The 24093-nt window shown below is 68.3% G+C and carries 28 protein-coding genes, 1 tRNA gene and 1 pseudogene; 9 read left to right on the top strand and 21 right to left on the bottom strand.

Annotated features, from left to right (window positions below):
- Positions 1-17: 17 nt before the first annotated feature.
- From ATI37_RS01290 to ychF, 11 genes and pseudogenes are all read right to left on the bottom strand, one after another.
- On the bottom strand, positions 18-893 hold the full coding sequence (locus ATI37_RS01290) for a RodZ domain-containing protein (protein WP_117236759.1): 876 nt from the start codon (positions 891-893) through the stop codon (positions 18-20).
- 4 nt (positions 894-897) lie between these two features.
- Positions 898-1743, bottom strand: a complete 846-nt coding sequence (locus tag ATI37_RS01285; RefSeq protein ID WP_117236758.1) for a pseudouridine-5'-phosphate glycosidase — start codon at positions 1741-1743, stop codon at positions 898-900.
- A gap of 118 nt (positions 1744-1861) precedes the next feature.
- Complete coding sequence (locus tag ATI37_RS01280; RefSeq protein ID WP_117236757.1) at positions 1862-2605, bottom strand: DUF4388 domain-containing protein; 744 nt, start codon at positions 2603-2605, stop codon at positions 1862-1864.
- The gene (locus ATI37_RS01275) at positions 2581-3369 is read right to left on the bottom strand and encodes a fructosamine kinase family protein (protein ID WP_117236756.1); all 789 of its coding nucleotides are present in this window, start codon (positions 3367-3369) and stop codon (positions 2581-2583) included. The genes ATI37_RS01280 and ATI37_RS01275 overlap by 25 nt, the downstream gene beginning before the upstream one ends.
- Positions 3332-3817, bottom strand: a complete 486-nt coding sequence (locus ATI37_RS01270) for a low molecular weight protein-tyrosine-phosphatase (RefSeq protein ID WP_117236755.1) — start codon at positions 3815-3817, stop codon at positions 3332-3334. Before ATI37_RS01270 ends, ATI37_RS01275 begins: the two co-directional genes overlap by 38 nt.
- A 17-nt stretch (positions 3818-3834) precedes the next feature.
- On the bottom strand, positions 3835-5382 hold the full coding sequence (locus tag ATI37_RS01265) for a sensor histidine kinase (protein ID WP_117236754.1): 1548 nt from the start codon (positions 5380-5382) through the stop codon (positions 3835-3837).
- The gene (locus ATI37_RS01260; protein ID WP_117238472.1) at positions 5375-6100 is read right to left on the bottom strand and encodes an RNA methyltransferase; all 726 of its coding nucleotides are present in this window, start codon (positions 6098-6100) and stop codon (positions 5375-5377) included. Before ATI37_RS01260 ends, ATI37_RS01265 begins: the two co-directional genes overlap by 8 nt.
- 8 nt (positions 6101-6108) lie before the next feature.
- Positions 6109-8273: pseudogene (locus ATI37_RS01255) on the bottom strand (transglycosylase domain-containing protein).
- 27 nt (positions 8274-8300) lie between these two features.
- Positions 8301-8675 carry a response regulator gene (locus ATI37_RS01250; protein WP_117236753.1) on the bottom strand — a complete coding sequence of 125 codons (375 nt, stop codon included), beginning with the start codon at positions 8673-8675 and terminating at the stop codon, positions 8301-8303.
- A 44-nt stretch (positions 8676-8719) separates the two neighbouring features.
- Positions 8720-8793: transfer RNA gene (locus tag ATI37_RS01245), tRNA-Gln, on the bottom strand.
- Between the two features lie 38 nt (positions 8794-8831).
- Positions 8832-9938 carry a redox-regulated ATPase YchF gene (gene ychF / locus ATI37_RS01240; RefSeq protein WP_117238471.1) on the bottom strand — a complete coding sequence of 369 codons (1107 nt, stop codon included), beginning with the start codon at positions 9936-9938 and terminating at the stop codon, positions 8832-8834.
- Between the two features lie 96 nt (positions 9939-10034).
- Here ychF and deoC point away from each other — a divergent pair, with 96 nt between their 5' ends.
- From deoC to ATI37_RS01205, 7 genes are read left to right on the top strand one after another with little or no spacing between them, the layout of a single operon-like run.
- On the top strand, positions 10035-10694 hold the full coding sequence (gene deoC, locus ATI37_RS01235) for a deoxyribose-phosphate aldolase (protein ID WP_117236752.1): 660 nt from the start codon (positions 10035-10037) through the stop codon (positions 10692-10694).
- On the top strand, positions 10684-11829 hold the full coding sequence (locus tag ATI37_RS01230; RefSeq protein ID WP_117236751.1) for a phospholipase D-like domain-containing protein: 1146 nt from the start codon (positions 10684-10686) through the stop codon (positions 11827-11829). The genes deoC and ATI37_RS01230 overlap by 11 nt, the downstream gene beginning before the upstream one ends.
- Positions 11805-12368: a Maf family protein gene (locus ATI37_RS01225; RefSeq protein WP_117236750.1), complete on the top strand. Its 564-nt coding sequence runs from the start codon at positions 11805-11807 to the stop codon at positions 12366-12368. Before ATI37_RS01230 ends, ATI37_RS01225 begins: the two co-directional genes overlap by 25 nt.
- Positions 12365-13153 carry a rod shape-determining protein MreC gene (mreC, locus tag ATI37_RS01220; protein WP_117236749.1) on the top strand — a complete coding sequence of 263 codons (789 nt, stop codon included), beginning with the start codon at positions 12365-12367 and terminating at the stop codon, positions 13151-13153. The genes ATI37_RS01225 and mreC overlap by 4 nt, the downstream gene beginning before the upstream one ends.
- Entirely contained in the window at positions 13150-13596 is a 447-nt protein-coding gene (gene mreD / locus ATI37_RS01215) for a rod shape-determining protein MreD (RefSeq protein ID WP_117236748.1), read from the top strand. Before mreC ends, mreD begins: the two co-directional genes overlap by 4 nt.
- A complete protein-coding gene (locus ATI37_RS01210; RefSeq protein WP_117236747.1) occupies positions 13593-15323 on the top strand; it encodes a penicillin-binding transpeptidase domain-containing protein in 1731 nt (576 codons plus the stop codon). The genes mreD and ATI37_RS01210 overlap by 4 nt, the downstream gene beginning before the upstream one ends.
- Before the next feature lie 9 nt (positions 15324-15332).
- Positions 15333-15860 (top strand): septum site-determining protein MinC, encoded by a 528-nt coding sequence (locus tag ATI37_RS01205; RefSeq protein ID WP_117236746.1) that lies wholly within the window; start codon positions 15333-15335, stop codon positions 15858-15860.
- Here ATI37_RS01205 and ATI37_RS01200 read toward each other — a convergent pair.
- The 10 genes from ATI37_RS01200 to plsY form a co-directional block, all read right to left on the bottom strand.
- A complete protein-coding gene (locus ATI37_RS01200; protein ID WP_117236745.1) occupies positions 15850-16287 on the bottom strand; it encodes a DUF420 domain-containing protein in 438 nt (145 codons plus the stop codon). The two genes, ATI37_RS01205 and ATI37_RS01200, sit on opposite strands and share 11 nt — an antisense overlap.
- Positions 16284-16559, bottom strand: a complete 276-nt coding sequence (locus ATI37_RS01195; RefSeq protein ID WP_117236744.1) for a hypothetical protein — start codon at positions 16557-16559, stop codon at positions 16284-16286. The genes ATI37_RS01200 and ATI37_RS01195 overlap by 4 nt, the downstream gene beginning before the upstream one ends.
- 86 nt (positions 16560-16645) lie before the next feature.
- The gene (locus tag ATI37_RS01190) at positions 16646-17215 is read right to left on the bottom strand and encodes a hypothetical protein (RefSeq protein ID WP_117236743.1); all 570 of its coding nucleotides are present in this window, start codon (positions 17213-17215) and stop codon (positions 16646-16648) included.
- Between the two features lie 63 nt (positions 17216-17278).
- Entirely contained in the window at positions 17279-17923 is a 645-nt protein-coding gene (locus tag ATI37_RS01185; RefSeq protein WP_232822409.1) for a hypothetical protein, read from the bottom strand.
- A 94-nt stretch (positions 17924-18017) separates the two neighbouring features.
- Positions 18018-19163 (bottom strand): bifunctional glutamate N-acetyltransferase/amino-acid acetyltransferase ArgJ, encoded by a 1146-nt coding sequence (argJ, locus tag ATI37_RS01180; protein WP_117236742.1) that lies wholly within the window; start codon positions 19161-19163, stop codon positions 18018-18020.
- On the bottom strand, positions 19154-20191 hold the full coding sequence (gene argC, locus ATI37_RS01175; protein WP_117238469.1) for an N-acetyl-gamma-glutamyl-phosphate reductase: 1038 nt from the start codon (positions 20189-20191) through the stop codon (positions 19154-19156). Before argC ends, argJ begins: the two co-directional genes overlap by 10 nt.
- A 2-nt stretch (positions 20192-20193) precedes the next feature.
- The gene (locus tag ATI37_RS01170) at positions 20194-20712 is read right to left on the bottom strand and encodes a Uma2 family endonuclease (protein WP_117236741.1); all 519 of its coding nucleotides are present in this window, start codon (positions 20710-20712) and stop codon (positions 20194-20196) included.
- 4 nt (positions 20713-20716) lie between these two features.
- Positions 20717-21622 (bottom strand): ornithine carbamoyltransferase, encoded by a 906-nt coding sequence (argF, locus tag ATI37_RS01165; RefSeq protein ID WP_117236740.1) that lies wholly within the window; start codon positions 21620-21622, stop codon positions 20717-20719.
- Positions 21623-21665: 43 nt separating this feature from the next.
- The gene (gene bshB1, locus ATI37_RS01160) at positions 21666-22349 is read right to left on the bottom strand and encodes a bacillithiol biosynthesis deacetylase BshB1 (RefSeq protein WP_117236739.1); all 684 of its coding nucleotides are present in this window, start codon (positions 22347-22349) and stop codon (positions 21666-21668) included.
- A gap of 239 nt (positions 22350-22588) precedes the next feature.
- Positions 22589-23185 (bottom strand): glycerol-3-phosphate 1-O-acyltransferase PlsY, encoded by a 597-nt coding sequence (gene plsY / locus ATI37_RS01155; RefSeq protein WP_117238468.1) that lies wholly within the window; start codon positions 23183-23185, stop codon positions 22589-22591.
- A gap of 70 nt (positions 23186-23255) precedes the next feature.
- On the opposite strand from plsY, the gene ATI37_RS01150 reads away from it, so the two are divergent.
- Both ATI37_RS01150 and ATI37_RS01145 read left to right on the top strand, forming a co-directional pair.
- The gene (locus tag ATI37_RS01150) at positions 23256-23717 is read left to right on the top strand and encodes a pilus assembly FimT family protein (RefSeq protein WP_117238467.1); all 462 of its coding nucleotides are present in this window, start codon (positions 23256-23258) and stop codon (positions 23715-23717) included.
- Complete coding sequence (locus tag ATI37_RS01145; protein ID WP_117236738.1) at positions 23714-24085, top strand: prepilin-type N-terminal cleavage/methylation domain-containing protein; 372 nt, start codon at positions 23714-23716, stop codon at positions 24083-24085. The genes ATI37_RS01150 and ATI37_RS01145 overlap by 4 nt, the downstream gene beginning before the upstream one ends.
- Positions 24086-24093: the final 8 nt, after the last annotated feature.

Genomic DNA, 24093 nt, shown 5'->3' with positions numbered 1-24093 from the left:
GGGAAAGAGTATACCCCTTAGGGGAAGCTTCGGGTGAGGGGCCTGCCGGGCTCGCCGAAGAGGCCTTGGTCCCTCCCCTCGAGGATGACCCGCACCGCCCCGGGGTTCCCGGCCCGCACCTCCACGGGCAGGTCAAAGGCGAGCTCCGCCCCCACCTCAGGGATCCCCTCGTAAAGGCGCCTTTCCCCCTGGATCACCCTGAGCCAGCTCCGGCCCTCGAGCCTGAGGACCAGCTTGCCCGTCTGCCCAGCGGGAGAAGGGGCCTCGGACGCGGGGGAGGGCTGGGGAAGGGGCCTCAGCCGGTAGGTGAGGGCGAGGGGTTTGTCCAGGAGGACCTCCTCCTCCAGGGGCTCATAGCCCGAGAGTTCCAGGCGTAACAGGCGCCTCCCCCCTTCCAAAGGCGGGCTCTGCAAGGGGGTCTGGCCCAGGTAGAAGCCGTCCAGGTAGATCCGGGCTCCCGGCGGCTCGGAGACCACCCGCAAGGGGTGGCGCTCGGGGGGCTTGGGGGGGGGTTCTGGGGCCACCTCCACTACCTGGCCAGGGCTTGGCCTCAAGAGGAGGTAGCCCCCATAACCCAGGAAGGGAAGGAGCAGGAAGGCGAGGAGAAACCCCAAGGGAAGGCGGCCCCGCCGGGGCCTTTCGGGAGAGGGGACAGGGGGCGGGGTGGGCGCACCGGGGTAAAGGGCCAGGAGGGGCTCGGGGTCCAAACCCAGGAGGAGGGCGTAGCGGCGCAGGTAGCCCCGGGCCAGGGGGGGCTCGGGGAGGTCCTCAAAGCGGCAGGCCTCCAGGGCCTCGAGGATACCGACCTTTAGGGCTAGCCGGGAGGCAGCCTCCTTCAGGGAGAGCCCCTTCTCCTCCCTGGCCCGCCTAAGCCTCTCCCCTAGCTCGCACACAAGGCTATTCTAGCCCGGCCAGGGCCAAGGCCACCTGGGCCGCCAGGCGGGCGTTTTCCAGGAGGAGCCTCCCGTTCACCCGGTCCGTCTCCCCCTCTGAGAGCTCCGAAAGCCTCCGGAGGAGATAGGGGGTGAGGGCCTTGCCGTGGACGCCCTCCCGGGCCGCCTGGCGGTTCGCCTCCTCCACCATGCGGGCCACCTCTTCGTAGGGAAGGCCCTGGGAGACGGGGTTCACCAGGAGGACCGCCCCCAGGCCCAGTTCCCGGGCCCTCCGGAGGACCTGGGCGGCCTCGAGGGGGGTCTCCACCCGGGCGGGCACGGGGTAGGGGGAGGAAGGGGCATAGAAGGCGGGGAGGCGGTCCGTGCGGTAGCCCACCAGGGCCACCCCCAGGGTCTCCAGCCTTTCCAGGGTGGCGCCCAGGTCCAGGATGGCCTTGGGGCCCGAGGAGACCACCAGGATGGGGGTGCGGGCGAGGGCGAGGAGGTCGGCGCTCTCGTCATAGGGCTCGGGGTGGACCCCGCCGATGCCCCCGGTGGCGAAGACCCTGATCCCATGAAGGTGGGCCAGGTGGGCGGTGGCCGCCACCGTGGTCCCGGCGCTCCTCCCCTGGGCCAGGAGGGCCGCCAGGTTCCAGAGGCTGGCCTTGTCCGCCCCACCTTGGGCCAGGGCCTCCATCTCCTCCGGGGTGAGGCCCACCCGCACCTCCCCCCGGACCAAGGCGATGGTCTTGGGCACGGCCCCCTCGGCCCGCACCACCTCCTCCAGGGCCAAGGCGGTGCGCAGGCTCAAGGGGTAGGGCAGACCGTGGGTGAGGACCGCGGACTCCAGGGCCACGGAGGCTTCCGGCATCGGCCCAAGTATACACCCACGCCCTCGCACGAGGACCTTGTGGCCGGAAGGGTTCGGCTTAGCGGGAGGTGGGGTTTTCCCTGGGGCCCCCACCGTGGCTGCCGCCACGGTGGGGTATTCAGACCTCGGGCCAGACTAGCACCTCCTCCCCCACCCTCAGGCCCAGGAAGAGGAGGTGCTCCGGGGCCAGGCGAAGCTCCACCCCTAGCCCCTCCACCCCCTCCACGCTCAAGGCGGCCTCCCCCTTCCCCCGGACCTTTACCCGGGCGAACCTCCCGTAGTGGGCCCGCCAGGCGGAGAGGAGAAGGGCCTCCACCTGGGCTCCCCGCCCCCCCAAGGCCACCCGCAGGCGGGCGGCGTGGGGAATGCGGGGATGGACCTCCACCAAGCGCAGGCGGGCCAGGTGCCCCAACCGCTTCAGGACCTCCTTTAGGGAAAGGCCTTTGGCCGGCAGGAGGTCCAGGGGGCTTCTTCCCTCCCCCAGGGCCAAGAGGAGGGCGTGGTCCTGGGGTTCCAGGGTGGCCCCTCTGGCCTTGGGCGCGGGGCGCACCAGGTCAAAGGGCCCCACCGCCACCCCCTCGTCCAGGAGGCGGAGGGCCTCGAGGAGGTAGGCCTCCAACACCCCTTGGAGGGAGGTGAGGGGCGCCCTTTCCCCCAGGACGAAGCGAAAACGCCCTTCCTTGAGCGCCAGCACCTCTAAGAGGGCTTCCTTGCCCACCTTTCCCCGGTAGGAGGCGTGGACCGGCCTTCCCCCCTCCAGAAACACCTCGCCCCCTTCCACCAGGAAGACCCCCGTCCTCCTCCCCTGGGCCAGAAGCTGCAGGAGGTCAATGGGTCCTAAGAGGCGGAAATCGCCCTCCATAGGGCTCCCAGATACCCTTGCCCAAAGAGGTGTACATGGGCCAGGAGGTAGTAGACCTGGTAGCGGGAAAGGGCCCTTTCCACCTCCTCGGGAACGGGGTAAAGCTCCTGGTAGGCCCCCCAGAAGGCCCCGGGGAAGCCCCCAAAGAGGCGCATCATGGCCAGGTCCACCCCCCGCTCCCCTGCAAAGAAGGAGGGGTCCAGGAGGGCGGGGCCCCCTTGGGCGAAGTGCACGTTCCCGCGCCACAGGTCCCCATGAAGGGGGGTGGGGCCTTCTGCCGGGAGGGGCCTCCGGTAAAGGGCCTCCACCCGGGGGCCAAGCTCCCCCAGCTGGCTCCAGGTGGCCCTGAGCAGGGGCTCCACGCACCTTGAGAAGAAGAACTCGGTCCACTCCCCCCCTTTCCGCCCCGGCAGGGGAAAGGTGCCCAAGAAGCCTGCCTCGGCCCAATACGTCTCCTCCTGCCTCCGGTGTAGACAGGCCAGCATCAGGGCCAGGCCCTCCCAGTCCTCCCGCCCGGGGGGCAGGTATTCCAGGACGATCCCCTCCTCCCCCCACCAGTGGACCCGGGGCACCCGCACCCCCCTCTCCTCCAGGGCCCTAAGCCCTTTGGCCTCCGCCAGGAAGAGGCCGGGAGGGGGGTGGTCCGCAACCTTCACCACATAAGGCCCCACCCGAAAGACCCGGGAGATATCTCCCCCGTGGAGGGGCGCAGGAAACCCCTTGGCCTCAAGCCCTGCCTTCCTCAAGAGGGACAGGGGGTCCATGCCTTTCCAAGAAGGCCCTACAGGCGGCCTCCACGGTCCAGTAGACCTCCCGGCAGTCCTGGAGGTCCCCGTAGTAGGGGTCGGGCACCTCCCCCCCTCCCAGGTAGTCCAGGAGGAGGCGGGCCTTCCCCTGGGCCTCGGGGAAGCGGCGGAGGACCTCCCTAAGGTTTTCCCGGTCCATGACCAGGATGTGGTCGTAGTGGCGGGCATCCTCCCGGGTCATGGACCGGGCCACGTGGGGGAAATAGGCCCCCTCCTCCTCCAGGACCCGCCTGGCCCTCCCGTCCATGGGCTCCCCGGCGTGCCAGGCCCCGGTGCCCGCGGAGTCCACCTCAAAGTGGGCCTCGAGGCCCCTCTCCCTCAGCAGCTTGCGGAAGGCCCCTTCCGCCAGGGGGCTTCGGCAGATGTTGCCCAAGCAGACGAAAAGCACGCGCATCGGGCGCTCCATGCCCCCATGATACCCGCCTAGTAGGGCAGTTCCGCCACCACCTCCGTGCCCTTCCCCGGCTCCGAGCGCACTAGGAAGCGCCCGCCCCGGGCCTCCACCCTTTCCCGCATCTGGGTGAGGCCGAAACCTCCTAGGCCCCCGGCCTCGGGGTGGACGAACCCCCGGCCGTTATCCCGCACCGAAAGCCTTGCCCCCCGCTCCCCCATGGGCTCCAAGACCACCTCCACCCGGGTGGGCTTGCCGTGCTTGGCAGCGTTGGTGAGGGCCTCCTGAAGGACCCGGAAGAGAACGAGCTCGCTGGCCTGGGAAAGGCCCACCCCCTTGGGCAGGACCAGATGCACCCGAAACCCCGCCTGCTCGGCGAAGGCCTGGGTGTAGCGGCGCAAGGACTCCAGGAAGCCGTAGCGCTCCAGGTCGATGGGCCTCAGGGCAAAGATGCTCCGCCGCACCTCCCGGATCTGGGACCTTAGGGTGTCCTTCACCTCCCGAAGGGCCCTTAAGGCGGTCTCCTGGTCCTTGTCCAAAAGGCGCTCCACCAGGTCCAGCTTCAGGGCCATGAAGGCCAGGCTCTGGGCCAGCCCGTCGTGGATCTCCCGGGCGATGCGGGTGCGCTCCTCGTTGATGGCGAGCTCCTCTGCCCGCAGGTAGGCCTGGGCGTTCCGCACCGCCAGGGCCACCTGGGAGGCCAGGAAGGAGAGAAAGGGGGTGCGGTGGGAAAGCTCCCCTCCCTTCACCGCCAAGACCCCCACCGTCTCGCGGGCCTTCAAGGGCAGGGCCAGGGTCTCAGGGGCCACGAAGATGGGTTCCTCAAGGGCAATCTTCCAGGGCCCCTCCGGTAAGAAGGGGTGGCCGGGAAGGGGAAGCTCCCGCACCACCCGAGGCGCCAGGAAGCCCTCCTCGTCCAAGAGGAGGACCCCCACCCCCTCCGCCTCGGCCCAGGCGCGGATGCGCTCCAAAAGCCCCTCCAAAAGCCGGTCCAGGTTGGCCTCCGCCTTCAGGGCCTGGTCCACCTCGTAGAGGGTGAGGAGGTCCCGGCTCCGGGCCACCACCGCCTGGAGGGCCCCCGCCACCTCGTGGGCCAGCACCTCCAGGGAGCCCCGGTCCGGGTGGGGCGCGCAGGCCTCCAGGTAGCCCCTAAGCCCGGGAAGATCCACCCTGAGGCCCTCGCACGGGCTTCCCGCCCGCACCCCCTCCACCTCCAGGGCCAGGGGGAAGCCCAGGCTCTCCTCCAGGACCCGGGCTACCCGGTGAACAGCCTCCTCCAGGTTCTCGCTCTCCAGGGCCTCGCGGAAGACCCTACCCGCCGCAAGGAGCCTCCGGTTCGCCTCCTCCAGGGCCTTTTCCGCCCGGGCCCTCTCCACCACCTCCTGGGCGATCCACTCCAGGACGGCGTAGGTGACCAAGGGGCCCACCAGGCCGTAAAAGCCCAGGCGGAACCAAAGGGTGAGGTCCTGGTGGCGGTAGGGCAGGAAGGCCAACTCGTAGACCACCACCACCAAGGCGATGACCGGGGGCAGGAGGCCTTGGGCTAAGCGCACCAAGCGGACCAGGTTCTCGCTAGCCATCCCTCTTCCCCATCTGGTACCGGCTCTGGTGAAGGAGGCCCCTTAACATCTGCACCTCCCCCGGGGTGAGCCGGGCCTTGTGGAAGATGCGCCTCAGGCGGCGCATGGCGTAGGGAAAGCGGTTCCTATCGGTGAAGCCGATCTCCAGGAGGTAGCGCCCCAGGTCCTGGAAGAAGGCCTCGAGGGCCGCCACCTCCGCAAGCTCCTCCCGGGCGGGCCGAGCACCCCCCTGGACGGCCTTGAAAAGCTCGTAGGCGAAGATCGCCACCGCCTGGGCCAGGTTCAAGGAAGGCTGCTCCGGGGCGGTGAGGACGGTGCCGATCACGTGGGCCAGCTCCAGCTCCTCATTGGTGAGGCCAAAGGTCTCCCGGCCGAAGACCAAGGCCGCCTCTCCCTCCGCCCGAAGGACGTGCCCAGGCACCTCGGAGGCGGGGACCACGGGAGCCGGATAGACCTCCCTTGGCCTCCCCGTGGTGGCCACCACCAGCTGCACATCCGCAAGGGCTTCCCCTAGGCTTCCCACCACCACCGCCCGGTCCAGGACCTCCTCCGCGTGCACGGCCAGCCAGTAGGCCTCCTTGGCCCAAGGCGGTCCCACTCGGGGCGAAGGGTTCACCACGTAGAGGCGGGAAAGGCCGAAGTTGCGCATGGCCCGGGCCACCGCCCCAAGGTTCATGGGCTCCTGGGGCCCCACTAGGACGATCCGCACCCAGTCCAGGGCCTCCCTCAAGGAGCTTCCTCCTGGCCGCCATCGGGTGCGGCCTCGGGGGCCTGGGGCAAAGCGAGATCCGGAAGCCTCAGTAGCTCGGAGGACCCCAGCTCGGGGGCAGCTCCCGCAGGGAAGGGCGGGGCACCGGCCTGGGGCCCAGGCGCGGGCGGAGGGGGTCTGGGCACCCTGTCGGTGGGGAAGAGCATCTCTATCCCGCTCCCCGAAGGCTGGCCCGAAAGCAGGTCCACCCGCGCCCGCGCCAGGCCCTGGGGTGCGGGCACCTCCCCCCCGGGCCGGCCCCTTAGGGCCTCGGCGGCGAAGTCCCGCCAGATGGGGGGGTTGACCACCGAGCTGGAGGGCTCCCGCCCCCCCATGCGCAGGGGGCGGTTGTCGTCCCGACCCACCCAGACCACCGCGGAAAGCCCCCTGGTCACTCCGGCGAACCAGAGGTCCCGGGCCTCGTTGGTGGTGCCCGTCTTACCCCCCACCACCCTGCCCGGGATGCGGGCCGTCCTGGCCAGCCCCCTCTCCCCCAGGTCGTACACGTACCCCTTGAGGAGATCCCAGCCCTGGTAGGCCGCCAAGGGATCAAAGAGGCGGCGGCGCTCCGGGGTGGCCCGGTAGAGGACCTCCCCGCGGGCGTCCTCTACCCGTTCCACCAAGATGGGGGCCACCCGGTACCCCCCGTTCACAAAGGCGGCGTAGGCGGCAGCTAGGTCTATAGGGGTAATGGAGGCCCCCCGATGGCGATGGCCAGGGTGGGGTAGCGTACGGCAAACCCCGCCTGGGAAAGCTTCTCCGCCACCCTCTCCACCCCCACCTGCTGGGCGGTGTAGATGGCGGGCAGGTTTAGGGAAAGGTTGAAGGCGTAGCGGACGGTGACGCTCTTATTTAGAAAGGTTCTGGAGAAATTCCTGGGCCGCCAGATCCCTCCGGGCTGGCTGGGGTCGGGGAACTCCAGGGGGCGGTCGGGCACCAGAGTGGCCTGGGTCCAGCCCGCCTCAAAGGCTGTGGCGTAGACGAAGGGCTTCACTGCGCTTCCGGGGTTCCTGAGGGCCCGGGTAGCCCGGTTGTACTCGTCCCCTTCCCGCCTTATCCCCCCCACCAGGGCCAAGACCTCTCCAGTCTCCGGGTCCAAGGCCACCAGGGCCAGTTCCGCCCCCTCGGGTAGCCGCGCCCTCCGGGCCACGGACTCCGCTGCCCGCTGCATAGCGGGGTCCAGGGTGGTGTAGACCCTTAAGCCCCCCTTCCCGTAGACCTTCTCCTTGCCAAAGCGGGTCTCCAGGAAGCGCCGCACCTCGAGGACAAAGTGGGGGGCCATGCGGGAGTCCACGGGGCGCACCAGCCGGGCCTCGGGGTCTACGAGCTCCGCCTCCAGGAGTTCGCCCTCCTCGTCGTACCGCACCCGCCAGCCCCTGGGGGAGAGGGGCTCCCGCCAGGCGGCCTCGGCCACCTCCTGGCTCACCCAGCCCTCGGCCACCATCTCCGCAAGGAGGCGGCGCATGCGCTCCCGCACCCCCCTAAGGTCCCCATAGCGGGCGTTGGGGGCGGGCACCAAGGAGGCCAGGTAGAGGCCCTCGGCCAAGGTCAGGGCAGCGGGGTCCTTGCCGAAATAGGCCTCCGCCGCCCCCCCGATGCCCACCGCGTTACCCCCCCAGGGAATTACGTTGAGGTACATCTCCAGGATTTCCTCCTTGGTGTAGCGGCGCTCCAGCTCCAGGGCCAAAACCCATTCCTTCACCTTCCTCTCCAGGGTCCTCTCCTGGGCCAGGTCCTTGAGGAGGGTGTTCTTGATAACCTGGGTGCTAATGGTACTCCCCCCCTGGAGGTCCCCCCGTAGGACGGCGTAAAGGGCTCCCAAGAGGCGGATGGGGTCCAACCCGTAGTGCCCGTAGTAGCGGCGGTCCTCGGAAAAGACGATGGCGGCCAAAGCGGCCGGGGAGACCTGGGAAAGCCGCACCAGGCCCCGGTGGATGGCCCGTCCGTCCTCCACGCTGGCGATCTGGGCCAAAAGGGATCCGTCCCGGGCCAAGAGGGTGGAGGTGGCGGTGAGGCGCAGGCGATCCAGTTGGGAGAGGTCGGGGAGGTCCCGGGTGTAGGCGTAGAGGATGTAACCCAAGGCCAGCCCCACCCCGAAGAGCAACGCCAGAAGCACAAGGGCTAGAAGGCGAAGCCAGCGCACGATCCTCAGTTTACCCGAGGCGGGCCTTCATGGGGAGCCTTCTGGGGCAGCGCCCAAGAAGCGGAATAGCCTTTCCCGCGTGAGGGGCTTCTCTATGGGCGTCACCCGCACCACCTCGGCGGTGGTGCGGAGGTTTTCCTTGGGGGAGATGAGGACCGCCAAGGGCACCAACTTCAGGCGCTTGACATGGCGGATGCGGGAGGCCACAGCAAAGGGATCCACGTCCAAGTCCTCGTCCACGAGGATAAAGCTCGGGGTGTTGTCCACTAGCCAGAAAAGTCCCTCCCGGGCGGCATCAAAGTAGCGAACGGGAACCCCTCGTTCGGAAAGGAGGAGTTCCACGTAGGCCCTCAGGGCCTCGCTGCGGCTTAATAGGAGGAGGCCCGGATATTCCGCCGCCACGGGGAAAGTTTACGGAAGCCATGCGAAAGCCGTGTGAAAGGGTTTGGCTGGGGCGCGTGGACTCGAACCACGACCGGCGGATCCAAAGTCCGCTGTCCTACCGTTAGACGACGCCCCAGCGGCCAAGGGTGATTTTAGGGCAAAGCGCCTTTCCCGTCAAACGCTAAAAAGGATGTGGAGGACGTCCCCGTCCTGGACCCCGTAGTCCTTGCCCTCGAGGCGCACCCAGCCCCGTTCCTTGGCCTTGGCCCATCCCCCGGCCTCCACCAGCTTGTCCCAGGGGATGACCTCGGCTCGGATGAAGCCTCGCTCCATGTCGGAGTGGATCTCCCCAGCAGCCTCCGGGGCCTTCGTGCCCCGGCGCACGGTCCAGGCCCGCACCTCCTTTTCCCCGGCGGTGAAGAAGGTAAATAGGTCTAAGGCCTTGTAACCCGCCCGGGCTAGGCGCTGAAGGCCGCTCTCCTCCAGTCCGTACGCGGCAAGAAGTTCCCTGGCCTCCTCCTGGGCAATCTCAGAAAGCTCGGCCTCCAGCCTGGCAGAGACCACCACCACCTCCGCCCCTTCCCCTTCCGCCTTGGCCCTCAGGGCGGCTACGTGGGGGTTTGCTGCCCCCTCGGGCAGATCCTCCTCGGCCACGTTGGCCACATAGATCACCGGCTTGGCGGTGAGGAGGGGGGTTTCCTTGAGGAGGCGGCGCCCCTCCTCAGGAAGAGGAAAGGTGCGGGCGGGCCTGCCCTCGGCCAGGTGGGCGCGGAGGGCCTCGGCGGCCTCCAGAAGGGGGGCCATCTCCCGGTTGGCCCGGGCCTCCTTCCTGAGGCGCTCGACCCGACGCTCCAAGGAGGCCAAGTCCGCCAGGAGGAGCTCCGTCTCCACCACCTCCACGTCTCCCATGGGATCCACCCTCCCCATCACGTGGACCACCCCGGGGTCAGGGAAGCAGCGCACCACGTGGGCGATGGCCGCCACCTCGCGGATGTGGGCCAGGAACTGGTTGCCAAGCCCCTCCCCCCGGTGGGCCCCCTTCACCAGGCCGGCGATGTCCACGAACTCCACGTGGGTGGGAACTACGGGGGGAAGGCGCCCCCCCTTGGCGAAGACCTTCTGCAGGGCGAAAAGGCGCGGGTCCTCCAGGGCCACCACCCCCACGTTCTTGTCGATGGTGGCGAAGGGGTAGTTGGCGGCCAAGGCCCCCGCCCGGGTGAGGGCGTTGAACAGGGTAGACTTGCCCACATTGGGCAGACCGACGATGCCTACGGCAAGCATCCTGACCTCAAAAAAAGCCCCGTTCGGGGGCTCGCCCCATCCTAGCACAAGGCCTCCTCACCTTCTCAAGGAAAACCCCCCTATGATGGTCAGGGTATGGACCTGGCCGCCCACATTGACCACACCCTCCTGAAGCCCACCGCCACCCCGGAAGAGGTCCTAAAGGCGGCGGAAGAAACCCTGGAACACGGCTTCTTTGGCCTCTGCATCCCTCCCTCCTACGTGGGGTGGGTGCGGCGCGCCTACCCTCATGCCCCCTTCCGCCTGGTGACCGTGGTGGGGTTCCCCCTGGGCTACCAGGAGAAGGAGGTAAAGGCCCTCGAGGCCGCCCTGGCCTTCGCCCGGGGAGCGGACGAGGTGGACATGGTCCCCCACCTGGGCCGGGCCAAGGCGGGAGACCTGGCCTACCTGGAGGCCGAGGTCCGCGCCGTGCGCCAGGCGGTGCCCAGGGCGGTCCTCAAGGTCATCCTGGAGACAGGCCTCTTTTCCCCGGAGGAGATTCGGGCCATGGCCGAGGCAGCCATCCGGGGCGGGGCGGACTTCCTCAAGACCTCCACCGGCTTCGGGCCCCGGGGGGCCAGCCTGGAGGATGTGGAGCTCCTGGTCCAGGTGGCCCAGGGCCGGGCCCAGGTGAAGGCGGCGGGGGGCATCCGCGACCGGGAAGCCGCCCTAGGGCTCCTCCGGGCTGGGGCCACCCGGCTTGGCACCTCCAGCGGGGTGGCCCTGGTGGGGCAAGGGGAGGCCCATGGGTACTAGGAGGCGGCGGAGGCCAAGGCGGATCGCCGGACTCCCGGGGTACGTGGTCCTCCTCGCCGTCCTCCTCCTTTGGCTTTTCCAAGAGCTACGCCCCGGCCCCTCCCCCCTCCAGGCCCCAGCGGAGGCGGGGCAGGCGGAGGTCTACTTCATGCCCCAAGACGGGGAGCGGGCCAAGGCCAGGATCCTCTCCCTCATGGAGGAGGCCGAGGAGAGCCTAAAGGGGGCCTTCTACGAGTTTCGCAGCCTGGAGATCGCCCGGGGGTTACTGAGGGCCAGGGAGCGGGGGGTGAGGGTGGAGATCTACGGGGAAAGCGACTTCCGGCAGGACTTCCGCCGCTACCTGGTGGCCGCTAGCCTCGGCCAGACCCGGGAGCCCCCCAGGGTGGCCCAAGCCCTTTTGCGGGAAAGGGTCCGGCCCACCTCCATAGACTGCGAGGAGATCGTGGGCATCCCCGTCTGTTTTGACGAGCGGGAAGGGTTCATGCACCACAAGTTCCTGGTGGTGGACGGAAGGGTGGTCTGGACGGGGAGCGCCAACATGACCTGGAACGCCTTCGCCCGCAACAACGAAAACGGCCTCCTTCTCGCCTCCCCCACCCTGGCCGCAGGGTTCGGGGCCGAGTTCCAGGCCCTGTTCCGGGGGGAGAAGGAAGGCCTGGGGAGGCCCGTGGCCTTCCGCCTGGAGGACCCTCCCCTGGAGGGCACCGCCCACTTCAGCCCCAGGGGGGGCAGGGAGGGGAGGCGGGCCCTCCTGGAGGCCGTGCGCCGGGCAAGGCGGGAGATCCTCGTGGCCGCCTTCGTCCTCACGGATCAGGCCCTGGTGGAGGCCCTCAAGGAGGCCCACCGTCAGGGGGTTTCCCTCAAGGTCCTCCTGGAGACCCGGAACCTGAGGGATAGCCGCTGGGAGGCCCTGGTCCAGGCGGGCATCCCCGTGCGCCGAGACGGGAACCCCTTTACCATGCACCACAAGGTGATGGTCTTGGATGGGGAGTGGGTGGTGACGGGAAGCTACAACTTCTCCCTGCGGGCCTGGCAGGTCAACAACGAAAACCTCCTGATCCTGCGTAGCCCCATCCTGGCCGAGCGCTACCGGGAGGAGGTCCTAAGGCTATGGGAGGAAGGAGAACCCCTCTGATCCTGGCCTCGGGAAGCCCGAGGCGGAAGGCCCTCCTCGAGGCCCTGGGCTACCCCTTGCGCCTCCAACCCCCTGGGGTAGGGGAGGAGGGCCTGGACCTCCCCCCCAAGGCCCTGGCCCAGGCCCTGGCCAGGAGGAAGGGGGAGGGGGTAAAGGGCTTGTGGGTCCTGGCCGCCGACACCGTGGTGGACCTGGACGGGAAGGTCCTGGGCAAGCCCAAGGACCGGGAGGAAAACCGCCATTTCCTGCGCCTCCTCTCGGGGCGGGACCACCTGGTCCACACCGCCCTCTACCTGCGCACCCCCTTAGACCTGGTGGAGGAGGTACACACCGCCAAGGTGCGCTTCCGCCCCCTAAGCGAAGAGGAGATCCTCTGGTACGTCCATAGCGGCGAGGGCCTGGACAAGGCGGGGGGGTATGGGGCCCAGGGCCTGGGCATGGCCCTTGTAGAGAGGGTGGAAGGGGACTTCTACACCGTGGTGGGCCTCCCCGTCTCCCGGGTCTTCGCCCTCCTCTGGGAAAGGGGGTTCCGCCCGTGAGGGAGGTGGCCCTCCGCCGGGGGCTCTTCCTCTTGCTGCTCCTCTTGGGGTTTGGGCTCGCCGCCCTCACCCGGCCCCTGGCCCCCCATCTCTCCCTCACCCTCTCCCCCCTCACCGCCCCCCTCCCCGCCCTGGGCTTCCGCCTAGGGCAGAACCTGAGGGCTGCCTGGGACGCCCTCCGTAACCGCCAGGACCTCTACGCGGAAAACCGGGCCCTGAGGGCCAGGGTGGCCCTTTTGGAAGGGGAAAACCGCCGCCTGGCCCTGGAAGTGGCCCGGCTGGAGCGGGCCCTAGCCGTGCGCCAGACCCAGGCGCCCGGCCTCCTCGCCGTGGCCCCGGTGATCGGGGAGGACCTCTCTGGCCTCTACCGCCGCCTCCTCCTCGGGATGGGGGAACGGGAGGGCCTCAGGGTGGGCATGCCCGTCACCGCCCCCGAGGGCCTGGTGGGCCTCATCGTGGAGGTGGAGGAGAGGCGGGCTTTGGTGCGCACCCTGGTGGACCCGGAAAGCCAGGTAGGGGTGCGGCCGGAAAAGGGCCCGGGGCGGGGGGTGGCCCGGGGGGCCCCTCCCGATAGGCTCCTGGCGGAGTTCCCCCCCTCGGTGAGGCTCTCCCCCGGGGACCTCCTCCTCACCGGAGCCCCCTTGGGCCTCTTCCCCGACGGCATCCCCGTGGGCCGGGTGGAGCGGGTGGAAAGGGTCCAGGGGGGCCTCAAGCAACGAGCCTGGGTTCGCCCCCTGGTGGACCTTTCCCTTCTGGAAGAGGTTATGGTCCTGAGGCCGCTATGAAGGCCCTGCTGGCCCTTCTCCTCACCCTCTTTCTCTCCGGGCTCCTCTCGGCCCTCTGGCCCCAAGGGGTCATGGCCCCGGACCTCTTCCTGGTCCTGGCCTTGTGGTACGCTGCGGAAAGGCCCTACTACCTGGGCCTTCCCGTGGCCTTCCTCTTTGGCCTCTTCCAGGACCTGCTGGGCTTTGGCCTTCTGGGCCTCCACGGGGTGGGTCTCCTCTTGGCGAGCTACGCCTACTACGCGGCGAGCCGGAGGCTGGCCTTTGGGGAAGGTCTTCCCGCCCTCTTGGTCTTCACGTGGGCCTTCCTCGCCAAGTGGCTGGGCTACTTCCTGGTGGCCTACTGGCTCAGGCTGGAAATCCCTCCCTTCGTCCCCCTGGACCTCCTCCTCGAGGGCCTCTTCACCCTACCCTTCTTCTTCCTGGCCTGGCGCCTTAGACCATGAAGAGCCGCCTCTACGCCCTCATGGCCTTCTTCCTCCTCAGCCTTGGCCTCCTGGGCCTAAGGGCTTGGCAGCTTCAGATCCTGGAGCACGAGAAGTACGCCCTGAGGAGCCAGGGAAACTACCTGAAGACGGAGAGGATCCCCGCCCCCCGGGGCCGCATCCTGGACCGCAAGGGCCGGGTCATCGCCCAGGACCGCCTGGTGGTGGACCTGGTCTACGAGGGGGGGGAGGTGGCCTTCAGGGAAAGGCTCCTCCCCCTCTTGGGTCTAGAGGAGCTGCCCCAGGGTCCTGCCGTCCTCAAGGCGGGGATTCCCGAGCACCTGCTCCCCACCCTGGCCGAGCTCACGGCGGGCCAGGGAAATCTGAGGCTTTTGGAACGCATTGAGCGCACCTACCCCAACCCCATCTCCGGCCCCGTCCTGGGCTACGTCCTCCTGGCCAACGCCGAGCAGGTGCAAAGGGGCTACCACCCCGAGGAGCAGGTGGGCCAGGCCGGCCTCGAGGCCGCCCTGGAACCCCACCTGAGGGGCAAGGCGGGGGCGAGGGCGGTGGAGGTGAACGTCCGGAGCGAACGCCTCAGGGAGACGGTCCTGGAGGAGCCCACCCCGGGACGGGACGTGGTCCTCACCCTGGACCTGGACCTGCAAAGGGCGGCGGAAAGGGCCCTGGAGGAAGCCCTCTCGGACATCAACGCCGGACGCCGCCGCCATGGGCTTCCCCCTACGGACCGGGTCCGGGGGGCCATCGTAGCCCTGGACCCCACCACGGGGGAGGTACTGGCTATGGCCTCCGCCCCCTCCTTTGATCCCCACCTCTTCTCCCGAAGGCCCGTGCCCCAGGAGGTCCAGAACCTCCTCCGGGACCCGGACCTCCCCCTGCTGAACCGGGCGCTCCAGGCCTACACCCCAGGCTCCGTCTTCAAGCTGGCCACGAGCTACGCCCTCCTGGAGGAGGGGTACGTGAACCCCACCACCGCCTACCGGTGCAGCCCTTACATCGTCCACGGGGGGCAGGTGCGCCGGAACTGGGCCAGCTGGGACATGGGCCCCATGACCGCCGGGGAGGCCATCGCCCATAGCTGCAACACCTGGTACTACCAGGTGGCGGCCCGGGACCCCCTGGGCCTCGTGGACCGCTTGGCCGCAAGAGCCAGGCTCCTGGGCCTGGGGGAGGCCACAGGCCTGGAGGTAGCGGAAAGGAGGGGCCTCCTCCCCACCCGGGCCTGGAAGCGGGAGGCCCTGGGGGAACCCTGGTACCCGGGGGAGACCCTCTCCGTGGCCATCGGCCAAGGACCCGTCCTCACCACCCCGGCCCAGATCGCCCGGATGCTGGCCACCATCGCCAACGAGGGAAAAAAGCCTAGGCTCCGCCTGGTGAAGCGCATAGGGGACACCCCCACGGCTCCCCGCCTGGACCCTGTGCCCGGTCGGCACTGGCGGACCCTGAAAGCGGGGATGCGGGAGACCGTGACCCAGGGCACGGCCCGGCACGTCCTGGGCAACTTCCCCGTACCCACCGGGGGCAAGACGGGGACCGCGGAAACCCCGGGCAAGCGCCGGGGTCTGGAGCACGCCTGGTACATGGGCTACGGCCCGGCCGAACCCGGAACCCCTTACCCCCCTTTGGTAGTGGTGGCCTTCTTTGAAAACGGGGGTGAGGGGAGCCGGGTGGCCCTCCCCGCGGTGAAGAGGGTCATGGCCGCCTACTGGGGGGTGGCCTCCCCCTAGAATGAGGCCATGCGGCTTCGCGCCACCCCCAAGGCCTTGGCCCTCCGCCTGGACGGGAACGAGACCCCAGAGGACCTCCTGGCCCTAAACCTCCCCGAGGGGCCGCCCCTCGAGGTGGAGGTGGCGGGCCCCGTGGGGGAGGAGGTGCTGCGGGCCCTCCTCTCCCTGGGGCGACCCCTCACCCTCCTGCCCCCCAGGGGAAAGCGGCCCACGGGCACCCTGGTGATCCCCAAGACCCTCCGGGCGGGGGAGCGGGTGGAGCATCCGGGAACCGTGGTGGTCCTAGGGGACGTGAACCCCGGGGCCGAGGTAGCGGCGGGGGGGGATGTGATCGTGGTGGGGAAGCTCCGGGGCCTCGCCCACGCCGGAGCCCTCGGGGACGAGGGGCGCTTTATCTTCGCTCTGGAGCTTTCTGCCAAGCAGGTGCGCATCGGCCCCCATCTGGCCCAGGCCCCCGAGGGAGAGAGGGGGCGGGGAGCGGAGCTGGCCCGGGTAGAGGAGGGGCGGATCGTGGTGGAGGCTTGGGCTAAAAGGTGAAGGTCCCCGTTTCCACCCCGTGGCGCTTCAGGACCAGGTAGATGGCCCAGCCCGAAAGGGCCACGTAAAGCCAGATGGGTACCAGCACCCGGGCCCAGCGCCTGTGGTGGGAGAACTGCCCCTTGAAGGCCCTCCAGATGACATAGAGGGCGAGGGGACCGTTCACCGCCGCCAAGACGGTGTGGGTGAGGAGGAGGGCGTAGTAGGCCCCCCTCCACGCCTCCGGCCCCCCGTAGGCGGTGGTGCCGTAGAGGGCCCAGCGGGTCAGGTAGAAGACCAGGAAGAGGGCTGCCAGGGCCGTGGCCGCCAGCATGGCCCGGGGGTGGTTCACCCGGTCCCCCCTGCGGATGAGGACCAAACCCGCCAACAGGGCCGCCCCCGATAGCACGATGGACCAAACCGCAAGGTTACTGAGAAGCTCCTTCATCCTTCCTCCGAAAGCCTTTCCGCCAGAAGCCGCACGGGCTCCAGCCGAGCGGTGCGGGCGTAGCTATACCCCCTCAGGTAATGCTCTTCCTTCCGTGTGAGCCGGTAAAGCCTCAGGTAGACCAGCGCCAAAAGCCCGTCCCGTTCCCGGCCTGGGGGCAGGCGGTGGAGCAGCTTGGCGATCTCCCGCAGGCGGCCTTCCCCCTGGGCCTCGAGGGGAGTCTCCCGCAGGGCACGGGTCAGATCGACCAAAGTACTCCCTAAACCCCGCACGGGGAGGAGTTTACCACGCCCAGGGGCCGCCCATTGGCGCCCCGGCAACGATGGCCCCGGGCCAGGGTTTTCTGTCCCCGCCTCCGCTAGGGCAGGGGGCGGACGGTGCGGTTGCCCGCGGCGTCCACCGCCACCAGGGAGGCCCCAGGGGGGGCCTCTACCACGAAGGCCACCGAGGTCCCCTTGGGGAGGGAAAGCGGGGTGTACCGATCCCCCACCCGGAGGGAGACCCGCTCCACTCCCACGTTGTCCTCCACCACCCCATAGACCCGCAGGAGGTTTCCCTCCCGCTCCATGCGGTCTACCCGGATGCGGGGCGGAGTGGCGTCCAGGGTCAAGGAAACCCTTCTCTCCCCCCGGTTGCCCACCCCGTCCTCGGCCTGCAGGCGCACCTCCACCTGGCCCGAGGTGGGGGCCTGGATGCGGAAGCGAAAGTGGACAAGTTGCTTGCCCCGCTCCGCCTCGGGAAGCACCTCTTGTCCGTTGACCTGGACGCTCACCACCCCCGAGGGGTCAAAGGCGTAGCCCTGGGCCACCACCTCCCTCCCCGGGGCCACCCCACCCCCCAGGGGCTCCACCAGGCCCACCAGGGGCGGCGAAGCGTCTGGCCGAGCACAGGCGGTCAGGAGAAGGGTTATGGGCCAAATCCATCGCATGTCCCGAGGATAACCCAAAAGCGAGGCTGGGAGGGCACCCCCTCCCAGCCCATCAGCTAGACCCTAGAACCGGTAGGCGGCACCCAGGCGAACCCTGAAAACGAAGCCGTCAGGCTGGGTAACAAGGGCGTTATCGTTCGTGTAACCGCTGTCACCGGGGCAGGTAGTACCGGAAAAACCCGAAGAGTTAGAGCCGCTGATGCAGGACTGCAGGTAGTAGTCGGCCCCAAGATCGGCCACCACATCCAGATTGGGGATCACGGCGTAAGCCGCCCTAACCCCCCCACCGAAGCCAAAGGCGTTGGAAGACACTCTGCCCCAATTGCCGCTGTTGTCATAGAAACCGCCCTCAAACATGTTGTAGCGAACCCCTAGGTAGGGAGCCAGGGATACAGGCAGACCCTGGACGGGAAGCTTGTAGAGAGCGTCCAGGCTCAGGGTAATGTTCTGGCCCCACTCAGTAAGGTTGTTAGCTTGCTTGAATTGTCCCCAAGTAATTCCCGATACCGGATCGATGAAATTGTCATCGAGCGCATCACTGGTAGCAAACCCTAACCCCAGGCGCACCGCCAGGGGAAGGCCGGGGGCCAGGTCCTCGGTCACCACCGCCAGCTGGCCGCCAAGGCCACTGTAGATGTAGCCAGCACTAACCTCCACGCTGAACTTCTGCGCCATAGCGAGCGCACCTAGAAGCGCCACGATGCCCATAAGCGTCCTTTTCATTTTAGCCTCCTTCGCGAGCCTTTACGGGCTCACGCCAGTAGATTAGCGTGCAATGCGTTTCCTGTCAAGCGGAATAAAATCAAGTTGTGTAAAGCGCATTGATGCGCACATACCCTTCGGTGAGGTCGCAGCCCCAGGCCTCCGCCCTGAAGGGGCCCTCCCCCAGATCCACGAAGACCTCCACCTCCTCGGCCCGCATGGCCTGGCTGGCCCTTTCCCGGTCAAAGGGCAGGGCCCCGCCCCGGTAGAGGGGAACCCCCTGGAGGCGGATCTCCACTCTTAGGGGGTCAAACCGGGCCCCGGAGTTGCCCAAGGCGGCCAGGATCCGGCCCCAGTTGGGGTCATTGCCGTAGAGGGCGCTCTTCCAAAGGAGGCTAGCCGCTACCGCCCTGGCCGCCCGCCGGGCCTCCTCCTCCGTGGCCGCCCCTTGGACCCGTACGGTCATGAGCTTGGTGGCCCCTTCCCCGTCCCGGGCGATCTTCCGGGAAAGCTCCCGGGCCACCCCCTCCACGGCCTCGAGGAGGGGCTCCAGGGGCACCTCGCCGTAGGCCCCGTTGGCCATGAGGAGGGCCAGGTCGTTGGTGGAGGTGTCCCCGTCCACGGTCACCTGGTTGAAGGTGCGGTCCACGATGCCCCTCCAGGCCTCCCTGAGGACCTCCTGGGGCACCCAGGCGTCCGTGACCAGAAAGGCCAGCATGGTGGCCAGGTTGGGGTGGATCATCCCGCTTCCCTTGGCCACGCCCACGATCCTAGCTCCAGCCACCTCAGCCTCGGCCACCTTGACCACCAGGTCCGTGGTGAGGATGGCCTCGGCGAAGGCCTGGGCGAAGGGGGTGAGGTCTATCTGGGGCAGGCCCCTCTCTATCCTTTCCACGGGCAGGGGAACCCCGATGACCCCCGTGGAGGCGGTGAGGACCTCCTCCGGAGAAATCCCAAGCCTCTGGGCGGCCAGTTCCGCCATCCGGGCATCGTCCCTAAAGCCCCGCTCCCCTGTGGCGCAGTTGGCGTTGCCCGCATTGACCACCACCGCCCGCAAGGGGCCCCCTTGGGCGTAAAGGGCCCTGCCCCGGTGGATGGAGGGGGCGGCGGCCCGGTTCTGCGTGGCCGCATAGGCCCAATGGGCGGGAAGGCCGGAGACAAGCAGGGCCAGATCGGGCCTGCCCGAGGGCTTGATCCCCGCCCGCACCGCTCCCGCGCGGAACCCCCTGGGAAGCCTCACGGCCATATTCCCTCCTTGGGCAGGGCCAGGTCCTCGGGGAGGCCCAGCATGAGGTTCAGGTTCTGCACCGCGTGGCCTGCCATGCCCTTCACTAGGTTGTCCAAGGCGGCGAAGACCAAGACCCGCCCGGTGCGGGCCTCGAGGAGGGGCCTCAGGTCCACCCGGTTGGAGGCGTAGGTGGCCTTGGTCTGGGGAAGGTCCGAAAGGAGGCGCACGAAGGGCTCCCCCTGGTAAAACTCCCGGTAGAGGGCATCCAGCCTCGCCTGGTTCCAGTCCCCCTCCACCACCGCCTCCGCTGTGAGGAGGATCCCCCGGGTCATGGGGACCAGATGGGGGGTGAAGCTCAGGCGGACCTCCGCCCTAGCCCCATGGGTGCGGGGATGGCGCCCCTGGGCCAGGACCCTTCCCAGGTTCTCTTCCATCTCGGGGATGTGCCGGTGGGTGCCCCCCGCCTTGTAGGGTCTCAGGTTCTCGTTCACCTCGGCGAATAAGGTGCCCTCCCCTTCCCTCCCCGCCCCAGAAACCCCGCTTAAGCCCACCAGAAAGCCCCCCCTCAGGACCCCCGCCGCCGCCAGAGGGGCGAGGGCCAGGGTGGCCCCGGTCACGTAGCACCCCGGGTTGGCCACGAGCCTCGCCCCCCCAAGCTCCTCCCGGTGGAGCTCGGGAAGGCCGTAGACCGCCTCCTGGTAGAGCTCTGGGCTTTTGTGGGGGATGCCGTACCAGGCCTCGTAGACCCCGGGGGGGAGGCGGAAGTCCCCGGAGAGGTCAATGACCCGCTTCCCCTCCCTTAGGGCCTGGGGGGCGATCCCCATGGAAAGGCCATTGGGCAGGGCCAGGAAGACCACCTCTGCCCTCTCCAGGACCTCTTCCTGGGAGGCGAAGGGAGCCTCGTCCCAAAGCTGGGGCCAGGCCTCCCCTAGGGGCTTTCCCACGTGCTTGCGGCTTGCGAAGCCCACGAGCTCCACCTCCGGGTGCCCCTTGAGGAGGCGGATGAGCTCCGCCCCCCCGTAGCCCGAAGCCCCCAGGATCCCCACCCTTACCACGGCACCTCCAAGGAGGCCTCGGGAAAGGCCAGGGGGGCCACCCTCTCCCCGGGCCTGACCCAGATCTGCTCCCGGTAGTGGTCTCCCTCGGGGGTGCGGAAGAGAAGAAGCCGCCCGCCCAAAAGGTCCTGGACCCAGACCTCCGGCACACCCCCTTCGGCGTAAAGGGGAAGCTTCTTGCCCAGGTCGTAGTCCAGGCTGGACTCGGCCACCTCTAGGACCAGGTGAACGTCCATAGGCTCGGGGAGGCGGTGACTGTAATCTCCCGGCCTGAGGAGGAGAAGATCGGGCTCCAGGTAGGTTTCGGAGGGCAAAACCAAGGGGCCTTGCACCTGGACGAGAAGGTGGGGAAACGCCTCCTGCAAAACCCGGTTCCAGCGGTTCACGGTATAAGCGTGACGAGGACCTATCGGGGCCATCTGGTAGATCTCCCCCTTCAGAAGCTCCACCCCCCTCTCCGGCAGGGGAAGCTTCAGGAACTCTTCCAAGCGGAAGCGGTAGGGCCGGACCATACCCCTAGCTTAGCAGGGTGAGGAGGACGGCCTTGGCGGTGTGGAGGCGGTTTTCCGCCTGGTCAAAGACCCGGCTCCTCTCCCCGTGGACCACTTCCTCCGTGGTCTCCTCCCCGTAGTGGGCGGGGAGGCAGTGGAGGAAGACCCCACCGGGGTGGAGGAGGTCCAGGAGAGAGCCGTTCACCTGGAAGCCCTGGAAGTCCCGAAGGCGCCTTGCCCGCTCCCTCTCCTGGCCCATGCTGGTCCAGACATCGGTGTAGAGGGCGTGGGCCCCGAAGGCGGCCTCCTTGGGGTCGTGGGTGAGGAGGGCCCCGGCTCTTTCCAAAAGCCAGGCCTGGGGCTCGTAACCCCTGGGGGTGGCCACCCGCACCCTTAGGCCCACCAGGGGGGCCACCTCCAGGAGGGAGGCCAGGACGTTGTTCCCGTCCCCCACCCAGGCCACCTCGAGGCCCTCCAGCCCCCCGAAGGCCTCCTTCAGGGTGAGGAGGTCGGCCAGGGCCTGCAGGGGGTGGGCCCGATCGGAGAGGGCGTTGATCACGGGAACGCAGGCGTAGCGGGCAAGCTCCTCCACGGTCCCGTGGCGGAAAACCCGGGCAGCGATCCCCTCCACGAAGCGCTCCAGGTTCTTGGCGATGTCCCTGACGGGCTCCCTTTCCCCGATGCCCACCTGCTTCTGGTCCAGGTAAATGGCATGCCCCCCCAGGTGGAGCATGGCCACCTCGAGGGTGGTCCGGGTACGCAGGGAGGGCTTCTCAAAAAGGAGGGCCAGGGTCTTGCCCCTTAGGTCCTCCCCCCGGTAGCGCTCCCGCTTCAGGCGCTCCGCCAGGTCCAGGAGGCGCTTCAGGGCCTCCTTGCCGAAGCCGGAGAAGTCCAAAAGATCCTTGGGCAGGGTCAGGGCCTCTCCCCCCATGAGGCCTACAGGATACCGCGGGCCTGTAAACTTATGCAACCCCCTAGGACCGGGCCCAGGGCACGTGGAGGATAGGAAGAGGACTCACAAAGGGCTCGGCGTAGTCCACCCCCAGGTAGTTCCCGAAGTAGCGCCGCATGGCCTTGCGGGCCTCCACCCCTTTGGGCCCCACGGTCTCGCTCACCGCCTCCCCGGAGAACTGGCTCCGGTAGGCCAGAACCGCCCCTTCCCACTGGTCTATGAAGGCGGAGATCTTCACCAGGAAGCTCGGGGTGAAGGGGTAGTTCCCCGGGTAAAAGAAGAGCCTTTCCACCCGGTGGGGCCTCCCCTCCAGGGGAGCCTTGGGGAGAGCGGCCAAGTGGATCGCGGCCACAGCAAGGCGGCCTGCGGCGGTGTGGTCGGGGTGGCGGTCGGCCTCTAGGGGAGCGAGGAGAATCCTGGGCCTAAGCCGGCGCAGGGCCTCGGCCACCTTCAGGCGCTGTTCGGCCACGTCGGCCAAACCCCCATCGGGAAGGCCCAGGTTGCCCCGGAAGTCCAGGCCCAGGATGCGGCTTGCCTCCGCCACCTCCCTTTCCCGCTCTTCCGGCGTGCCCTTGGTGCCCATCTCCCCCCGGGTGAGGTCCAGAATCCCCGTGGAAAGCCCCTCCGCCTTGGCCCGGGCCAGGGTGCCGCCGCACCCCAGCTCCCCGTCGTCGGGGTGGGGGGCTACCACCAAAAGGTCAAGCATCCTCCTCCTCCAAGATCCGCCGAAGCACCTCCGAGAGCAACGGTACCCCGTGGACCACGACGTCCAGCCGATAGCTACGCCACACCAACGGCCTACCTCAAAACCTCAGGAGCCGCCCAAGGCTTCAAAGCTCCCCTCATCACCAGGTCCAGAGGTCCGCGCCGCTCCCAGATGTGGCCTCGCCCCGGGCCATAGGAGCGAAGGGGGGCTAGGACCTCCTCCTTCCGCACGCTTCCAGTCTAGCGCACCTCCACCCGCTCCCCAAACCGCCTCTCCGTTCCCTCCCGAAGACGCTTGAGGTTTTCCCAGTGGGTAAAGAAGATGAGGGCCGCCATGAGGAAGACCGTGGCCACCTCCCAAAGGGGCCTTCCCAAGGCCAGGGAGAGGACCAGGGCCGCCACACCCCCCGTCATGCTCCCCGCGGACACGTAGCGGGTGAGGAGGGTCACGCTGACCCCGATGGGAAAGGTCCAAAGGGCCAGGATCGGGTCCAGGAAGAGGAGGGCGCCGAAGCTGGTGGCCACCCCCTTCCCCCCCTTGAACCCCAGGAAGAGGGAGTAGTTGTGGCCCAAAACCGCCGCCACCGCCACCCCTCCCAAAAGCCAGCCCTCCAGCCCCAAGGCCCGGGCGACGAGGACGGCGATGCCTCCCTTGAACACATCAAAGAAGGCCACCACCAAGGCCGGCCCCCAGCCCAGGGTTCTGAGGACGTTGGTGGCCCCGATGTTGCCGGAGCCCACCTTGCGGATGTCCACCCCATAGGTCCGGGCCACCAGAACCCCGGCGGGGATGGAGCCAAAGAGGTAGGCCACCAGGAGAACAAGTAGCGCCCCAATCACGGGGTACCATTCTACCCCCCATTTGGGGGATGTCTGGGTCTCATGCCCCGTGCTAGCCTATGTGGTGATGATACCCAAGGGCCTAACCTTGATAGAGCTGGTGGTGGTCTTGGCCGTTCTGGCCATTGCCTCCAGCATTATGGCCTTGAATGTCCGTCCCTTCTATAACCCCGTGCAGGATGCGCTTTCCCGAACCGAGGGATTCGTGAAGCAGGTGCGCTCCAAAGCCATGGCCACCACCTCGGCATATCGCATCACCCTCGAGGGGAATCGGCTAAAAGCTGCCTATGCCCCTACCTGCCGGAGCGCCTCTTTCACCGAGGATCGCTCTCTTCAGGCGGAAATTCCGGCTGAGGTTATCGTGACCTTCACACCCCAAGGGGGGGTACCCTGCTTCAACAGCCGGGGTCTTCTAATCCTGCAGAACGCCGGCAACTACTCTGGGGAGCCCTATTACCGCTTCACGGACCCCCAAGGGAGGCAAGGGACCCTAAGGCTCTTCTTGGGAGGGGGGGTGGTACGGCAATGAGGAAGGGTCTGACCCTGGTAGAGGTTCTGGTAGCTTTGGCCGTCCTCGCCTTGCTGGGACCTGTTCTGGCGGGCTTCATCACTTACCTCCAGGTAAACACCCGCTCCGAGGTCCGTGGCGCGGCCGTCACCCTGGCCCAAGAAACCCTGGAAAGCTTGAGGCTCCTCAACCCACAAAGCCTTCCCTCCCGGGGCTGTAGCGAAAGTACCATATCGCGAGCTGGCCGCAATTTCAGGGTGCAAACCTGCTACTGCGCAAATCCCCAGCTTTGCGGCCAGGGGGCCCGTCATATCATGGTCCAGGTCTTTTTGGGCAACGAGGACCAGCTGGTCTACCGGGTGGAGACGGTCTTCACCCAGTTGCGGTAGGGAGGTGT

Origin of the sequence: Thermus sediminis (assembly GCF_003426945.1) — a bacterium.
Lineage (GTDB): Bacteria > Deinococcota > Deinococci > Deinococcales > Thermaceae > Thermus > Thermus sediminis.
The sequence above is the reverse complement of the archived record's forward strand: the minus strand, read 5'-3'. Positions and strand labels throughout refer to the sequence as shown.

Excerpts from the sequence above, each read along its gene's own strand:
- ATI37_RS01285 (WP_117236758.1), bottom strand. The coding sequence starts at position 1,743 with ATGCCGGAAGCCTCCGTGGCCCTGGAGTCCGCGGTCCTCACCCACGGT.
- ATI37_RS01280 (WP_117236757.1), bottom strand. The coding sequence starts at position 2,605 with ATGGAGGGCGATTTCCGCCTCTTAGGACCCATTGACCTCCTGCAGCTT.
- ATI37_RS01275 (WP_117236756.1), bottom strand. The coding sequence starts at position 3,369 with ATGGACCCCCTGTCCCTCTTGAGGAAGGCAGGGCTTGAGGCCAAGGGG.
- ATI37_RS01270 (WP_117236755.1), bottom strand. The coding sequence starts at position 3,817 with ATGGAGCGCCCGATGCGCGTGCTTTTCGTCTGCTTGGGCAACATCTGC.
- ATI37_RS01265 (WP_117236754.1), bottom strand. The coding sequence starts at position 5,382 with ATGGCTAGCGAGAACCTGGTCCGCTTGGTGCGCTTAGCCCAAGGCCTC.
- ychF (WP_117238471.1), bottom strand. The coding sequence starts at position 9,938 with ATGCTTGCCGTAGGCATCGTCGGTCTGCCCAATGTGGGCAAGTCTACC.
- deoC (WP_117236752.1), top strand. The coding sequence starts at position 10,035 with ATGGACCTGGCCGCCCACATTGACCACACCCTCCTGAAGCCCACCGCC.
- ATI37_RS01230 (WP_117236751.1), top strand. The coding sequence starts at position 10,684 with ATGGGTACTAGGAGGCGGCGGAGGCCAAGGCGGATCGCCGGACTCCCG.
- ATI37_RS01225 (WP_117236750.1), top strand. The coding sequence starts at position 11,805 with ATGGGAGGAAGGAGAACCCCTCTGATCCTGGCCTCGGGAAGCCCGAGG.
- mreD (WP_117236748.1), top strand. The coding sequence starts at position 13,150 with ATGAAGGCCCTGCTGGCCCTTCTCCTCACCCTCTTTCTCTCCGGGCTC.
- ATI37_RS01210 (WP_117236747.1), top strand. The coding sequence starts at position 13,593 with ATGAAGAGCCGCCTCTACGCCCTCATGGCCTTCTTCCTCCTCAGCCTT.
- ATI37_RS01205 (WP_117236746.1), top strand. The coding sequence starts at position 15,333 with ATGCGGCTTCGCGCCACCCCCAAGGCCTTGGCCCTCCGCCTGGACGGG.
- ATI37_RS01200 (WP_117236745.1), bottom strand. The coding sequence starts at position 16,287 with ATGAAGGAGCTTCTCAGTAACCTTGCGGTTTGGTCCATCGTGCTATCG.
- ATI37_RS01190 (WP_117236743.1), bottom strand. The coding sequence starts at position 17,215 with ATGCGATGGATTTGGCCCATAACCCTTCTCCTGACCGCCTGTGCTCGG.
- ATI37_RS01185 (WP_232822409.1), bottom strand. The coding sequence starts at position 17,923 with ATGGGCATCGTGGCGCTTCTAGGTGCGCTCGCTATGGCGCAGAAGTTC.
- argJ (WP_117236742.1), bottom strand. The coding sequence starts at position 19,163 with ATGGCCGTGAGGCTTCCCAGGGGGTTCCGCGCGGGAGCGGTGCGGGCG.
- ATI37_RS01170 (WP_117236741.1), bottom strand. The coding sequence starts at position 20,712 with ATGGTCCGGCCCTACCGCTTCCGCTTGGAAGAGTTCCTGAAGCTTCCC.
- argF (WP_117236740.1), bottom strand. The coding sequence starts at position 21,622 with ATGGGGGGAGAGGCCCTGACCCTGCCCAAGGATCTTTTGGACTTCTCC.
- bshB1 (WP_117236739.1), bottom strand. The coding sequence starts at position 22,349 with ATGCTTGACCTTTTGGTGGTAGCCCCCCACCCCGACGACGGGGAGCTG.
- ATI37_RS01150 (WP_117238467.1), top strand. The coding sequence starts at position 23,256 with ATGATACCCAAGGGCCTAACCTTGATAGAGCTGGTGGTGGTCTTGGCC.
- ATI37_RS01145 (WP_117236738.1), top strand. The coding sequence starts at position 23,714 with ATGAGGAAGGGTCTGACCCTGGTAGAGGTTCTGGTAGCTTTGGCCGTC.